This is a genomic window from Pseudomonas sp. NPDC090201 (assembly GCF_044746825.1).
Lineage (GTDB): Bacteria > Pseudomonadota > Gammaproteobacteria > Pseudomonadales > Pseudomonadaceae > Aquipseudomonas > Aquipseudomonas putida_AD.
The window spans coordinates 400,965-414,879 of the sequence record NZ_JBIVCX010000001.1 but is presented as its reverse complement, the minus strand read 5'-3'; the positions used below and the strand labels follow the sequence as shown (position 1 = coordinate 414,879).

11 protein-coding genes, 3 tRNA genes and 1 pseudogene are annotated in these 13,915 nt (G+C 62.5%); 13 read left to right on the top strand and 2 right to left on the bottom strand.

What is annotated here, in order from left to right:
- The first annotated feature begins 101 nt into the window (after positions 1–101).
- From accD to ACIPOO_RS01800, 12 genes and pseudogenes are all read left to right on the top strand, one after another.
- Positions 102–1,022, top strand: coding sequence for an acetyl-CoA carboxylase, carboxyltransferase subunit beta (gene accD / locus ACIPOO_RS01855; RefSeq protein WP_274132181.1), 921 nt, complete (start codon positions 102–104; stop codon positions 1,020–1,022).
- Positions 1,019–2,325, top strand: a pseudogene (gene folC, locus ACIPOO_RS01850) (bifunctional tetrahydrofolate synthase/dihydrofolate synthase). Before accD ends, folC begins: the two are co-directional and overlap by 4 nt.
- The gene (locus ACIPOO_RS01845; RefSeq protein ID WP_400604017.1) at positions 2,309–2,995 is read left to right on the top strand and encodes an SPOR domain-containing protein; all 687 of its coding nucleotides are present in this window, start codon (positions 2,309–2,311) and stop codon (positions 2,993–2,995) included. Before folC ends, ACIPOO_RS01845 begins: the two are co-directional and overlap by 17 nt.
- A 309-nt stretch (positions 2,996–3,304) precedes the next feature.
- A complete protein-coding gene (locus ACIPOO_RS01840; protein WP_274132179.1) occupies positions 3,305–3,892 on the top strand; it encodes a CvpA family protein in 588 nt (195 codons plus the stop codon).
- A 12-nt stretch (positions 3,893–3,904) separates the two neighbouring features.
- On the top strand, positions 3,905–5,413 hold the full coding sequence (purF, locus tag ACIPOO_RS01835) for an amidophosphoribosyltransferase (protein ID WP_274132178.1): 1,509 nt from the start codon (positions 3,905–3,907) through the stop codon (positions 5,411–5,413).
- Positions 5,414–5,434: 21 nt separating this feature from the next.
- The gene (locus ACIPOO_RS01830; protein WP_274132177.1) at positions 5,435–6,646 is read left to right on the top strand and encodes an O-succinylhomoserine sulfhydrylase; all 1,212 of its coding nucleotides are present in this window, start codon (positions 5,435–5,437) and stop codon (positions 6,644–6,646) included.
- Positions 6,647–6,670: 24 nt separating this feature from the next.
- A complete protein-coding gene (locus ACIPOO_RS01825; RefSeq protein ID WP_274132330.1) occupies positions 6,671–7,435 on the top strand; it encodes an SDR family oxidoreductase in 765 nt (254 codons plus the stop codon).
- 135 nt (positions 7,436–7,570) lie between these two features.
- Positions 7,571–7,646, top strand: a tRNA-Val gene (locus ACIPOO_RS01820).
- Between the two features lie 77 nt (positions 7,647–7,723).
- Positions 7,724–7,800: transfer RNA gene (locus ACIPOO_RS01815), tRNA-Asp, on the top strand.
- Positions 7,801–7,930: 130 nt separating this feature from the next.
- Positions 7,931–8,007, top strand: a tRNA-Asp gene (locus tag ACIPOO_RS01810).
- 189 nt (positions 8,008–8,196) lie between these two features.
- Positions 8,197–9,462: a 3-phosphoshikimate 1-carboxyvinyltransferase gene (aroA, locus tag ACIPOO_RS01805; RefSeq protein ID WP_400604014.1), complete on the top strand. Its 1,266-nt coding sequence runs from the start codon at positions 8,197–8,199 to the stop codon at positions 9,460–9,462.
- 261 nt (positions 9,463–9,723) lie between these two features.
- Positions 9,724–10,590: a DUF2242 domain-containing protein gene (locus tag ACIPOO_RS01800; protein WP_400604012.1), complete on the top strand. Its 867-nt coding sequence runs from the start codon at positions 9,724–9,726 to the stop codon at positions 10,588–10,590.
- Between the two features lie 124 nt (positions 10,591–10,714).
- On the opposite strand, the gene ilvA is transcribed toward ACIPOO_RS01800, so the two are convergent.
- Positions 10,715–12,244, bottom strand: coding sequence for a threonine ammonia-lyase, biosynthetic (gene ilvA / locus ACIPOO_RS01795; protein WP_400605152.1), 1,530 nt, complete (start codon positions 12,242–12,244; stop codon positions 10,715–10,717).
- Positions 12,245–12,733: 489 nt separating this feature from the next.
- Here ilvA and ACIPOO_RS01790 point away from each other — a divergent pair, with 489 nt between their 5' ends.
- Complete coding sequence (locus ACIPOO_RS01790) at positions 12,734–12,865, top strand: hypothetical protein (protein ID WP_274136131.1); 132 nt, start codon at positions 12,734–12,736, stop codon at positions 12,863–12,865.
- 6 nt (positions 12,866–12,871) lie between these two features.
- On the opposite strand, the gene ACIPOO_RS01785 is transcribed toward ACIPOO_RS01790, so the two are convergent.
- On the bottom strand, positions 12,872–13,912 hold the full coding sequence (locus ACIPOO_RS01785; RefSeq protein WP_400604010.1) for an AraC family transcriptional regulator: 1,041 nt from the start codon (positions 13,910–13,912) through the stop codon (positions 12,872–12,874).
- Between the last annotated feature and the right edge of the window lie 3 nt (positions 13,913–13,915).

Sequence of the window (13,915 nt, the reverse complement as noted above, 5' to 3'; positions counted from 1 at the left end):
TCGCAGGGTGTTTCGCGAAGCTGCACATGAATTTAGTTTAAGGGCTGGCGTTGGCATTGATTGCCATCGCGTTCCAGCCGTAGGTACTGGAGAAAGAAAGCATGAGCAACTGGTTGGTAGACAAACTGATCCCTTCGATCATGCGTTCCGAGGTGAAGAAAAGCTCGGTACCTGAAGGCCTCTGGCACAAGTGCCCATCGTGCGAGGCGGTGCTGTATCGTCCGGAGCTGGAAAAGACCCTGGACGTCTGCCCCAAGTGCAACCACCACATGCGTATCGGTGCGCGCGCGCGTCTGGACATCTTCCTTGACGTTGAAGGGCGTCAGGAAATCGGTGCAGACCTTGAGCCGGTTGACCGCCTGAAATTCCGCGACAGCAAGAAATACAAGGACCGCCTGGTCGCTTCCCAGAAGCAGACCGGCGAGAAAGACGCCCTGATCTCCATGAGCGGCACCCTGCTGGGCATGCCGGTGGTGTGCAGCGCGTTCGAATTCTCCTTCATGGGCGGCTCGATGGGCGCCATCGTCGGCGAGCGTTTCGTTCAGGCGGCCAACTACGCGCTGGAAAACCGCTGCCCGATGATCTGCTTCGCCGCTTCCGGTGGCGCACGCATGCAGGAAGCGCTGATCTCCCTGATGCAGATGGCCAAGACCTCGGCCGTACTGGCCCGCCTGCGCGAAGAAGGCCTGCCGTTCATCTCCGTGCTGACCGACCCGGTCTACGGTGGTGTGTCGGCGAGCCTGGCAATGCTGGGTGACGTGATCGTTGCCGAGCCCAAGGCACTGATCGGCTTCGCCGGTCCTCGCGTGATCGAGCAGACCGTGCGCGAAAAACTGCCGGAAGGGTTCCAGCGCAGTGAATTCCTGCTGGACCACGGTGCCATCGACATGATCATTTCCCGTCAGGAACTGCGTCCGCGCCTGGGTAACCTGCTGGCGCAGATGATGGGCCTGCCGACGCCGAAATTCGTCGCGCCGAAACTCGAACCTATCGTCGTTCCACCTGCACCGGCCAACATATGACCGCACGCTCTCTGAGCGACTGGCTCAGCTACCTGGAGCAACTGCATCCTTCTGCCATCGACATGGGGCTGGAGCGTTCGCAACAGGTAGCGCAGCAGGCTGGTCTGAGCCGCCCGGCACCTCGCGTCATCACTGTCACCGGCACCAACGGCAAGGGCTCGACCTGCGCCTTCGTTGCCTCGTTGCTGCAGGCGCAAGGGCTGAAGGTTGGTGTCTACAGCTCGCCGCACCTGGTTCGCTATAACGAGCGGGTCCAGTTGCAGGGCGTCGAGGCCACCGATGCACAGCTCTGCCAGGCTTTCGAGGTGATCGAGAAGGCTCGTGGCGATGTTTCCCTGACCTACTTCGAGATGGGCACCCTGGCGGCGTTCTGGCTGTTCGAGCAGGCAGCACTCGATGCTGTAGTGCTTGAGGTTGGCTTGGGCGGGCGGCTGGACGCGGTGAACCTGATTGACGCCGACATGGCGCTGGTCACCAGCATTGGCGTGGATCACGCGGAGTGGCTGGGCAATACCCGCGAATCGGTGGCGTTCGAGAAGGCCGGGATCTTCCGCGAAGGGCGCCCGGCGCTCTGTGGTGATATCGATCCTCCGCAGCCTCTGCTGGACAAGGCTGCCGCGCTGAACTGCCCACTGTCGCTGCGCGGTCGTGATTTCGACCTGGACGTGCAGGCCGCCGGCTGGAACTGGTCGGGCACCGATGCGGGCGGTCAGCGTGTCGAACTGCGCGACCTGCCGTTGCTCGATCTGCCGATGCAGAACGCCGCGCTGGCGCTGCAGGCCTTCCTGCTGATGGACCTGCCCTGGCAGGAGGCCACGATCCGCACCGCGCTGCTGAACACTCGTGTGACCGGACGGCTGGACCGTCGCTCGTTCGAGTGGCAAGGCAAGCCACTGCGCCTGTTGCTGGATGTGGGCCACAACCCCCATGCGGCAGTGTTTCTGGCCCAGCGCCTGAATCAGCGCGCAGTGTCCGGCAAGCGTCTGGCGGTGTTCGGCCTGCTCGGCGACAAGGATCTGCAAGGCGTGCTGACTGAGCTTGTGGGCAGTTTCAGCAGCTGGGCGGTGGCGCCATTGCCGACGCCGCGCAGCCGTTCGGAACAGGAAATCGCGCAGGCGTTGCAGAACCTTGGCGCTCAGGTGGCGTCCTACCCGAGTGTCGCACTGGCCCTCGAGGCTCAGTGCGCGCAGGCAACAGCCGACGATGAAATCGTGCTGTTCGGGTCTTTTTATTGCGTCGCCGAGGCCCTGGAATGGCTTGCTGGCACGTCACGGAGGAAGTGACACATGGCTTTGCTGGATAAGGCGTACAAGCAGCGCATGGTTGGCGCATTGGTGTTGATTGCCATTGCGGTGATTTTCCTGCCGATGCTGTTTTCGCGTCAGGACGAAGCGCGTCATGTGCAGGTGGATGCGCCAGCCGCTCCCCAGGCGCCTGTCGTGCCTCAGGTCAAGGTCGACCCGGTCGCGGTGCCCGAGCAGCAGCCGCTGCCGCAGGAACCTGTGCCCAGCGACGAAGAACTGGCGCAACCCAGCCAGCCCGTGACCAGCCACCAGCCGCCGTCCATACCGATTGCACCGGCGCCTGCACCTGCCAAGCCTGCAACTGCCGCCAAGCCAGCGCCGGCACCGGCGCAAGCTCCGGCACCTGCGCCTGCCAAACCGGCAACCGCTGCACCGGCACCGTCTCCCGCCGCGCCGGCCGCCGAGCCAAGTCGCGTCGATGCCAATGGCCTGTCGGTCACCTGGGCGGTCCAGGTGGCCAGCCTGTCCAACCGCGCCAACGCCGACAACCTGCAGAAAACCCTGCGCACCCAAGGCTACAACGCCTACATTCGCACCTCCGATGGCGTGAACCGGGTGTTCGTCGGTCCCTTGATCGAACGCGCCGAGGCCGACCGCCTGCGCGACCAGCTCGACAAGCAGCAGAAGCTCAAGGGCATCGTCGTACGCTTCCAGCCAGAGCGCAAATAACCCGCGACGCCGTGCTCCGCTGTAGGAGCGCGCTTGCCCGCGACAGCGCCCGGCCAGACACCACGATTTCGAATGACCCAGCGCTCTCCGCTGTAGGAGCGCGCTTGCCCGCGACAGCGCCCGGTCAGACACCGCGATTTCGAATGACACCGCGCAATCGCGGGCAAGCGCGCTCCTACAGGTTGTGGCCTTGGTGACCGGGGCAAAGTCCAATAGTTCGCCTTTATTGCCCGACACCCGCAATCCCCGCTTACCGCCACGCGCGGGCTCTGCTAAAATGCGCCGCCTCATCAGTCTGTAGGCTGCAACGTGTCATTTACTCCGGTTGACTGGGCAATCATCGCGATTGTCGTCATTTCCGCTTTGATCAGTCTCAAGCGCGGCTTCGTCAAGGAAGCGCTGTCCTTGCTGACCTGGATCATCGCAGGTGCTGTTGCCTGGATGTTTGGCGGTTCGCTGGCCCAGTATCTGGTCAATTACATCGAAACACCCTCGGCGCGCGTCATTGCGGGCTGCACCATTCTTTTCGTCGCCACCCTCTTGGTCGGCGCCATGGTCAACTTTCTGATCGGGGAACTCATTCGCGTCACCGGGCTTTCCGGGACCGATCGTTTTCTGGGCATGGTCTTCGGCGCTGCGCGCGGAGGCCTGCTGGTCGTGGTAGCGGTAGGGCTGTTGAGCCTGGGCCCGGTACAACAGGATCAATGGTGGCAGCAGTCCAGGCTGCTTCCGCAATTTGTCATGGTCGCTGACTGGTCGAAAAACCTGATTCTCGGGATGTCCAGCAAGTGGCTAGCCAGCGGGGTCAGCGTACCTGTTGATATCCCGTTCAAGGATCACCTCCTGCCGTCGGTAACGCCGCAGGATGTGATCGGTAAATCCAGTTCCACTAAGTAGGGGTTGTGTCGCATGTGTGGCATCGTCGGTATCGTCGGCAAGTCGAACGTCAATCAGGCGCTGTATGACGCGCTCACCGTCCTCCAGCACCGCGGCCAGGACGCTGCCGGTATCGTGACCAGCCACGACGGCAAGTTGTTCCTGCGCAAGGACAACGGTCTGGTCCGTGACGTGTTCCAGCAGCGCCATATGCAGCGCCTGGTCGGTCACATGGGCATTGGTCACGTACGCTATCCAACAGCGGGCAGCTCGACTTCGGCCGAAGCCCAGCCGTTCTACGTCAACTCGCCGTACGGCATCACGTTGGCCCACAACGGCAACCTGACCAACGTCGAGCAACTGGCCAAGGAGATCTACGAATCTGACCTGCGCCACGTCAACACCAATTCCGACTCGGAAGTGTTGCTCAACGTGTTCGCCCACGAGCTGGCCGTTCGCGGCAAGCTGCAGCCGACCGAAGAAGACATCTTCGCGGCAGTCACCGACGTGCACAACCGCTGCCGTGGTGGCTACGCAGTCGTGGCGATGATCACCGGCTACGGCATCGTCGGCTTCCGCGACCCTGACGCCATCCGCCCGATCGTGTTCGGCCAGCGTCACACTGACGAAGGCGTCGAGTACATGATCGCCTCCGAAAGCGTCTCCCTGGACGTGCTGGGCTTCACCCTGATCCGTGACCTGGCCCCGGGCGAAGCGGTGTACATCACCGAAGACGGCAAGCTGCACACCCGCCAGTGCGCCGCCAACCCGAAATACGCGCCGTGCATCTTCGAACACGTCTACCTGGCGCGTCCGGATTCGATCATCGACGGCATCTCGGTCTACAAGGCGCGTCTGCGCATGGGCGAGAAGCTGGCCGACAAGATCCTGCGCGAGCGTCCGGATCACGACATCGACGTGGTCATCCCGATTCCCGACACCAGCCGTACCGCCGCCCTGGAGCTGGCGAACCACCTGGGCGTCAAGTTCCGCGAAGGCTTCGTCAAGAACCGCTACATCGGCCGCACCTTCATCATGCCGGGCCAGGCAGCACGCAAAAAATCCGTGCGCCAGAAGCTCAACGCCATCGAGCTTGAGTTCCGCGGCAAGAACGTGATGCTGGTGGACGACTCCATCGTGCGCGGGACCACCTGCAAGCAGATCATCCAGATGGCCCGCGAAGCCGGCGCCAAGAACGTGTATTTCTGCTCTGCGGCCCCGGCCGTGCGCTTTCCCAACGTCTACGGCATCGACATGCCGAGTGCTCACGAGCTGATCGCTCACAACCGTACCACCCAGGACGTGGCCGACCTCATCGGTGCCGACTGGCTGGTGTATCAGGATCTGAACGACCTGATCGAGGCGGTCAGCGGCAGCAAGAAGATCAAGATCGACAACTTCGATTGCTCGGTCTTCGACGGCAAGTACGTGACCGGTGACATCGACGAGCACTACCTGAACCGGATCGAGCAGGCGCGCAATGACGCCTCCAAGGTCAAGAATCAGGCAGTGAGCGCGATCATCGATCTGTACAACAACTAATTCAGACAAGGAGTAGACGGCATGACTCAGCAATGGGATGCCGGACGACTGGACAGCGATCTGGACGGCGTGGGTTTCGATACCCTCGCTGTCCGTGCTGGTCAGCACCGCACGCCGGAGAGCGAACACAGCGATCCACTGTTTTTCACCTCCAGCTACGTGTTCCGCACGGCGGCTGATGCGGCTGCCACCTTTGCTGGTGACCAGCCGGGCAACGTCTATTCGCGCTACACCAACCCGACCGTGCATTCCTTCGAGGAGCGCATTGCGGCCCTGGAAGGTGGCGAGCAGGCCGTGGCAACGTCCACCGGCATGTCGGCCATTCTGGCCACCGTAATGAGTCTGTGCAGTGCCGGCGACCATGTGCTGGTGTCCAAGAGCGTGTTCGGCTCGACCATCAGCCTGTTTGAAAAGTACTTCAAGCGTTTTGGCGTGCAGGTCGATTACGTGGCCCTGGCCGAGCTGTCTGGCTGGGACGCGGCGATCAAGCCCAACACCAGGCTGCTGTTTGTCGAGTCGCCATCCAACCCGCTGGCCGAACTGGTCGATATCGCCGCGCTGGCCGAAATCGCCCATGCCAAGGGTGCGATGCTGGTAGTGGACAACTGCTTCTGCACGCCTGCGCTGCAACAGCCTCTGCGCCTGGGTGCGGACGTGGTGGTGCATTCGGCGACCAAATTCATCGACGGTCAGGGTCGCGCCATGGGTGGCGTGGTCGTCGGCCGCAGCGAGCAGATGAAGGAAGTCGTCGGTTTCCTGCGCACCGCAGGCCCGAGCCTGAGCCCATTCAATGCCTGGTTGTTCCTCAAGGGCCTCGAAACGCTGAATATCCGCATGCGTGCGCACTGCCAGAACGCGCTGGAACTGGCGCAATGGCTGGAGCAGCAGGATGGTATCGAGAAGGTGCACTACGCCGGTCTTGAAAGCCATCCGCAGCACGAACTGGCCAAACGTCAGCAGAAGGCGTTCGGCGCGGTGGTGAGCTTTGAGGTCAAGGGTGGCAAGGACGGCGCCTGGCGTTTCATCGATGCCACTCGGCTGATTTCCATCACGGCCAACCTGGGCGACACCAAGACCACCATCACCCATCCGGGCACCACCTCCCACGGGCGCCTCTCGCCGCAGGAGCGTGAAGCCGCCGGTATCCGCGACAGCCTGATCCGGGTTGCCGTGGGCCTGGAAGACGTTGCCGACCTCAAGGCCGACCTGGCACGTGGCCTGGCTGCGTTGTGAGTGACGCTCGTGACTGAATACGCAATGGACGCCGCGAGCGTGCACAACGGTCGTGTTGCGCTGGTCACCGGTGCCGCGCGCGGCATCGGCCTGGGCATCGCCGCCTGGCTGATCACCGAAGGCTGGCAGGTTGTGCTGACCGACGTGGATCGCCAGCGCGGCGAGGCAGTGGCGGATGTGCTGGGTGACAATGCCTCGTTCATCACCATGGACGTCGCCAGCGAAGAGCAGGTGGCCAAGGGCGTTGCCGAGGTGCTGGGCATCTTTGGCCGGCTCGATGCGCTGGTGTGCAACGCAGCGGTGGCCGATCCGCGCAATACCGTGCTGGAAAGCCTGGACCTTGCGCACTGGAATCGCGTGCTGGCGGTCAACCTCACAGGGCCCATGCTGCTGGCCAAGCACTGCGCGCCTTATCTGCGTGCCCATGGCGGCAGTATCGTCAACCTCAGCTCGACGCGCGCCCGGCAATCGGAACCCGATACCGAAGCCTATGCGGCGAGCAAGGGTGGCCTGCTGGCACTGACCCACGCCCTGGCCATGAGTCTCGGTCCGCAAGTGCGGGTCAATGCGGTCAGCCCCGGCTGGATCGATGCCCGTGATCCTTCCGCACGCCGTGCCGAGCCTCTGACCGATGCCGATCATGCGCAGCATCCGGCGGGCAGGGTAGGGACGGTGGAAGATGTCGCGGCGACGGTGGCCTGGTTGCTGTCGAAGAACTCCGGGTTCGTCACCGGGCAGGAGTTCGTCGTCGACGGCGGCATGAGCAAGAAGATGATTTACGTCGAATGATCTGTAGGCGGGCCTGATGGCCCGCTTTTTCGTTTATGGCCTGCCGCTCAAAATCGACTTTTTTAAAAAAACTTCAAGCAGGGTATTGACTTAGGTTCGGTACCTGCGTAAATTTCGCGGCCTCAGCGAAGCAAAGGGTGATTAGCTCAGCCGGGAGAGCATCTGCCTTACAAGCAGAGGGTCGGCGGTTCGATCCCGTCATCACCCACCATCGTTGAGCAGCTTTATAAGCTGGTAACAAAACGCTGAAGGTTACTGAGATTCAGCAGGACGAACAGTCCACTCTGCGCAGCGGTAGTTCAGTCGGTTAGAATACCGGCCTGTCACGCCGGGGGTCGCGGGTTCGAGTCCCGTCCGCTGCGCCATATTTTCCAGAGTCGTCTTGCCAAGGCAGACGGATCTGAGATTGAAGCCAAGGCATTCAATCAGTGTTTCACGAAGTATGCCTCACGGCATGTTTCAACAGAGTTAAACAGATGAAAGTCTGTGCGACACGCAGCGGTAGTTCAGTCGGTTAGAATACCGGCCTGTCACGCCGGGGGTCGCGGGTTCGAGTCCCGTCCGCTGCGCCATACATAGCTTCAAGGCCCTTGAACTCCTTGAAGCGACAAAGAAAGCGACCTCAGGGTCGCTTTTTTTGTGCCTGTCGTTCAGGCCCCGGTGGTCAGATGCGACAGCGATTGCTGCACAGCGCAACGATAAATGCCATTATTGGCGGCTTGTTTGAAGCGTCGCTGATTTCGAATCTGGAGAGCTGGACCATGGGCATGAACCAAACGATCACTGTGATCCCACCGGGCGTACCGTTGACGGGGCATGTCGCACCACCTGGCTCCAAATCGATCACCAACCGCGCGCTGCTGCTGGCGGCGCTGGCCAAGGGCACCAGCCATCTGCGCGGCGCGCTCAAGAGCGATGACACCCGACACATGTCCAATGCGTTGCGGCAGATGGGCGTGACCATCGAAGAGCCGGACGACACCAGTTTCGTGGTCACCGGCAACGGCACGCTGCAGGTGCCGGAAGGCCCGTTGTTCCTGGGCAATGCCGGTACGGCCGTGCGCTTCCTGACCGCTGCCGTGTGCACCGTCAACGGCAGTGTCACCCTGGACGGCGACCACTACATGCAGAAGCGCCCCATCGGCCCGCTGCTCGAATCCCTGCGCAAGGGCGGCCTGAGCGCCGAGAGCGCCACCGGTTGCCCGCCGGTGTTGGTGCAGGGCACTGGTTCGATCAAGGCCAGTCGTTTCGAAATCGACGGCGGCCTGTCCAGCCAGTACGTGTCGGCGCTGCTGATGGTCGCGGCCTGCGGCGACGCACCGATCGAAGTGGCACTGACCGGCAAGGAAATCGGTGCGCGCGGCTACGTTGACCTGACCATCGCCTGCATGCGCGCCTTTGGTGCAGAAGTGGAAGTGGTCGACGAAGCGCTGTGGCGCGTGTCGCCGACCGGGTACACCGCGTGCGATTACTACATCGAGCCTGACGCTTCTGCCGCGACCTACCTGTGGGCCGCCGAAGCCCTGACCTCGGGCAAGATCGACCTGGGCGTGGCCGCTGACGCCTTCACCCAGCCCGACGCCAAGGCGCTGGAAGTGATCGCGCAGTTCCCGAACATGCCAGCCGTGGTCAACGGCTCGCAGATGCAGGACGCCATTCCGACTCTGGCGGTGCTGGCGGCCTTCAACCAGACGCCGGTGCGCTTCGTTGACCTGGCCAACCTGCGGGTCAAGGAATGCGACCGCGTCCAGGCGCTGCACGATGGCTTGAACCAGGTGCGTCCGGGACTGGCTTCGGTCGAAGGCGACGATCTGCTGGTAGCGGCTGATCCGGGCCTTGCAGGCACCAGCAGCACTGGCCTGATCGACACCCATTCCGACCACCGCATCGCGATGTGTTTCGCCCTGGCGGGCCTGAAGGTGTCCGGCATCCGCATCCAGGACCCTGATTGTGTCGCCAAGACCTATCCAGGCTACTGGCGCGCGCTGGAGTTTCTGGGCGTGCGTCTGGAACGCGGCGAGCTCTGATCGCGCCTCAGGAGGTCAGGAGCGACGACCGTCAGTCAATCCGGCCTCCGTTCGGCGATTTCCCGCACGTGACATCGTCTGGCCATAAGTCGCCTGAACGACCCTGTTCAGGCCGCCGCCAGCAACTGGCTGGTAAGCTGAAACCTTCGATGTATCCACATCCTTGCAAACTCTGCGTTGATCCTGCGCTGGCCTTGTTGCAGACTTGGCGGCGATTTTCTGTGGTCTACTGTTCTGTCGGCCTTTTTTCCGGGATGTTTGATGTCTAAATTACTGAGCTTTCGTACCGCATGCTGGGCGATCACCCTGCTGGCCGCCGCAGGCTGTTCGTCGAAGAAGCAGACTGTCTACGAACACGAAAACTTCGATGACGCTGGAACATTCTCGCGCAACTACCCTGTCTCCGATGCAGCCACCTGTGAAGCCGGCCGCCGCGCGCTGCTGAGCCAGGGCTACATCATCACCAGCAGCGATCCGAAGATGATTGCCGGTCACAAGAGCTTTCAGCAGACCGGCGAAACCCACATGGAGATCAGCTTCAACGTGGTCTGCGCCGCAGATGGCGGTGCCGATGGCAAGGCGACCATGTTCGCCAATGCCCTGCAGGACCGTTATGCGCTGAAGAAAGTGAACAACTCGGCGAGCCTTGGTGTGGGCGTGCTGGGTTCGGTGTCGATGCCGATTGGCTCGACCGATGATTCGATGGTCAAGGTCGCCAGTGAAACCGTGGCGTCTTCCAAGTTCTACGACCGTTTCTTCGCGCTGGTGGAAAACTTCCTGCCGCCGGAAGTGAAGAAGGCTGCGCACATTGAGGAAAAACCCAAGACTGACCTGGGCATGCCGGAGCCTAGCGCCAAGCCGGCTGCGCTGACCGAGCAGAAACCGGCTGAAGCGCCAGCCGCTGCACCTGCTGCTGCCCCGGCACCTGTCTCAGCCCCTGCGGCGCTGGCCACGCCTGCCACGGCACCGGCCACCACCGCCGAGCAGGGCAGTGAACCGATGCCAGCACCTGCCGAACCCGAGCCGTTGAAGGCCGAGGTGGTAGCGCCGTCTGAACCTGCGCCTGCGGCCCAGCCTGCCGCCGAACCAGCCCCCGAACCAGCCCCCGAAGCCACCCCGGCGCAGTGATGGGTTGATGTAACCGCCCCTGTAGGAGCGCGCTTGCCCGCGACGGCGGTGTATCTGTCACACCAATGTCGTCTGACACGACGCTGTCGCGGGCAAGCGCGCTCCTACAATGGGTTGCGTCGAGTCAGCCGAGGAACAGCTTGTACGCCGGGTTATTCGTCTCGTCCCAATACGGATAGCCAATCTCCTCCAGCGCCTTGGGCACCAGGTGCCGCTCTTCCTCAGGCACTACCAAGCCTGCGACAACCCGGCCATCCGCCGCGCCGTGGTTGCGGTAGTGGAACATCGAGATATTCCACTTCCCGCCCAGCTTATTCAGGAAGTTGAACAGCGCTCCCGGCCGCTCCGGGAATTCGAAGCGCAGCACCACTTCATCGCTGACCCGCTCCGAATGCCCGCCCACCATGTGCCGCAAATGCAGCTTGGCCAGTTCGTTGTCGGTCAGGTCCAGCACCGGGAAACCCTGCTCTGTGAGGCTGGCGATCAGCGCCTTGCGCGGGTCGTTCTCGGGGTGGGTCTGCACGCCGACGAAGATGTGCGCCTCGCGGTCGGTGTGGTAGCGGTAGTTGAATTCGGTGATCTGACGCTTGCCCACGGCCTCGCAGAAAGCCTTGAAACTGCCCGGCTGCTCGGGAATGGTCACGGCAATGATCGCTTCGCGGCCTTCGCCCAGCTCGGCACGCTCGGCGACGTGACGCAGGCGGTCGAAGTTGACGTTGGCGCCGGATTCGATGGCTACCAGGGTCTGCCCGGTCACGCCGTACTGCTCGACGTACTTCTTGATCCCGGCCGCGCCCAGGGCGCCGGCAGGTTCGGTGATCGAGCGGGTATCGTCGTAGATGTCCTTGATCGCGGCGCAGATTTCATCGGTGCTGACGGTAATCACTTCATCGACGTAATCCTTGCAGATGTCGAAGGTGTGCTGGCCGATCTGCGCCACCGCCACGCCATCGGCAAACAGCCCGACCTGCTGCAGCACCACGCGCTCGCCGTAGGCCATGGCCTGTTGCAGGCAGTTGGAGTCGTCCGGTTCGACGCCGATCACCTTGATTTCCGGCCGCAGGTACTTCACGTAGGCCGCGATGCCCGCGATCAGCCCGCCGCCGCCCACCGGCACGAAGATCGCGTCCAGTTTGCCCGGGTGCTGACGCAGGATTTCCATCGCCACCGTGCCCTGGCCGGCGATGGTGTCCGGATCATCATAAGGGTGGATATAGACGTAGCCCTTTTCCTCGACCAGCTTCAGAGAATGCGCCAAAGCTTCAGGGAAAGAGTCCCCATGCAGCACCACTTTCCCGCCACGCGAACGCACGCCTTCGACCTTGATCTCCGGGGTGGTCTTGGGCATGACGATGGTCGCCTTGATCCCCAGCTTCTTCGCTGCCAGCGCCAGGCCCTGGGCGTGGTTACCCGCCGAGGCCGTGACCACGCCCCGTGACAGTTCCTCTGCGCTCAACTGCGCCAGCTTGTTGTAGGCGCCGCGGATCTTGAAGGAGAACACCGGTTGCAGGTCTTCGCGCTTGAGCAACACCTGGTTGCCGAGCCGCTCGGACAACTGGCGGGCGCCCTGCAGCGGGGTTTCCACGGCGACGTCGTAGACGCGGGAGGTGAGGATTTTCTTGACGTAGTGTTGCAGCAGGTCGCCCTGGACCATTGCGCTGTCGAGCATCTGGTTCATCGCGTCGTCCTCGCCAGGCAGGCGGCGATCAGGCGAGCGGCAACGAGGGCGAGGGAAGGGCGGATGATGAGCATGTCTGACTCCTGGTTTCGCGTTTTTTGGCCCGGGAGACAGAAAGAAAAAACCCGCCTCTAGGGCGGGTTGGGTGCAAACGTCGGCTAACCCGCCATGACTGGAATGGCGGTAATAATTCGTTGGCCGAGGTTGTGCAGGAATTCGTTCATGGACCGAAGACTATTGTGAGCGGATGTTGCACGTCAAGAGGCAAGTACTTCAGTCCCCGTAGCAGCACGGCTTGCCGGCGGGAGCGGTGCGTCAGTCAAAGATGCGGCGCCTGATACTCCGCTCCCGCCGGCAAGCCGTGCTGCTACGAAGGATTTTTTCGGCAGGGGGGAAAACTTTCACTGACTCAGTTCGTCTAGTATTCAACAAGCCTTCATGCATCCGTCATGCAGGCGCTTTAGGGTGAAATACACCGACAGACAGGAAACAGCCACGAGGGCACAGGAAATGGACGATTATCAAGAAGAACTGCTGGAATTTCGCGCTAACGAACTCGATCCGCTGGAACCGGCGGACGACGCCACCGAGCTTTAAGCTCGATCAGGGCACATGACGCTGGCTGCGACGAAACTCCCCGGGAGTCTGGCCGTTCCAGCGCTTGAAGGCCCGCTGAAAGGCTTCGGCTGAAGCGAACCCCAACAGGTAGGCGATTTCGCCAAAGGCCAGTTCCGTATCCCGGATGTAGGTCATGGCCAGATCCCTGCGGGTATCATTGAGGATCGCACGAAACTGCGTGCCTTCCTCGACCAGCTTGCGACGCAAGGTCCAGGCCGGCAGTTTCAGCCGCGCAGCCACCTCATCCAGGCCCGGCTCCCGGCCACCACTCATCAATGGTCCCAGCAACTGAGTGATACGTTCACGCAGGCTGCGGGTGCGCGTGAGCTGTTCCAGCTCCCTTTCACACAACTCAAGCAGATGACGCCAGGTGCCCGGTACGTGATCGGGGTTGCGCAGGCTCAAGCTGTGCTGGCTCAGGCGCAACTGATTGACCCCGGCGCCAAAGCCTGGCGGTTGCTCGCTCAAGCCTGCATAGGCCGCCGAGTAGGCGGGCGCCGGAAACTCGATTTCGATGCGCTCGGCGATCACCGCAGTGCCGGCCAGTATCGAAAGCTGGTGCAGCCAGCCGGACAGAATCGAGTCCACCACGAAGCGGTTGTAGTCGTTGTACGGGCTGATGGAATAGAAGCGCAGCCAGGCGCCGCGGCTGTCTTCGTGAAAGCTCGATTGTCCGCGATAGTTGGCGCCATACAGCGGCTCGAAACGCATCAGCGTACGCGCCGCTTCCCGCACGGTGGGCGCCTGTGCTGCGGTGATTCCGGCGAGCCCTGCGTGGGCCAGGCGGCTGCAAAGGCCCATGCGCAGACCCAGTGCCGGCTCGCCGGTCAACTGAATCGCGGCGTGGCCCAGGCGCATGTAGCGCGGGATCGACAACCGTGCCCCGACCTGCGCTAGCCGTGCAGCATCCAGCCCGTATTGCTCAAGCAGTGGGAGAGGGTCGTGCCCGGTATCTCGCACGGCATCGGCCAGGCTGTGGACGAAACCCACCGAGAGATCGCCCAGCCGTACCCCAGGTGCGCCCATGGT

Bases quoted from the DNA above. Each gene is read 5' to 3' on its own strand.
- accD (WP_274132181.1), top strand. From the start codon at position 102: ATGAGCAACTGGTTGGTAGACAAACTGATCCCTTCGATCATGCGTTCC.
- ACIPOO_RS01845 (WP_400604017.1), top strand. From the start codon at position 2,309: ATGGCTTTGCTGGATAAGGCGTACAAGCAGCGCATGGTTGGCGCATTG.
- purF (WP_274132178.1), top strand. From the start codon at position 3,905: ATGTGTGGCATCGTCGGTATCGTCGGCAAGTCGAACGTCAATCAGGCG.
- ACIPOO_RS01830 (WP_274132177.1), top strand. From the start codon at position 5,435: ATGACTCAGCAATGGGATGCCGGACGACTGGACAGCGATCTGGACGGC.
- ACIPOO_RS01825 (WP_274132330.1), top strand. From the start codon at position 6,671: ATGGACGCCGCGAGCGTGCACAACGGTCGTGTTGCGCTGGTCACCGGT.
- aroA (WP_400604014.1), top strand. From the start codon at position 8,197: ATGGGCATGAACCAAACGATCACTGTGATCCCACCGGGCGTACCGTTG.
- ACIPOO_RS01800 (WP_400604012.1), top strand. From the start codon at position 9,724: ATGTCTAAATTACTGAGCTTTCGTACCGCATGCTGGGCGATCACCCTG.
- ilvA (WP_400605152.1), bottom strand. From the start codon at position 12,244: ATGGTCCAGGGCGACCTGCTGCAACACTACGTCAAGAAAATCCTCACC.
- ACIPOO_RS01785 (WP_400604010.1), bottom strand. From the start codon at position 13,912: ATGGGCGCACCTGGGGTACGGCTGGGCGATCTCTCGGTGGGTTTCGTC.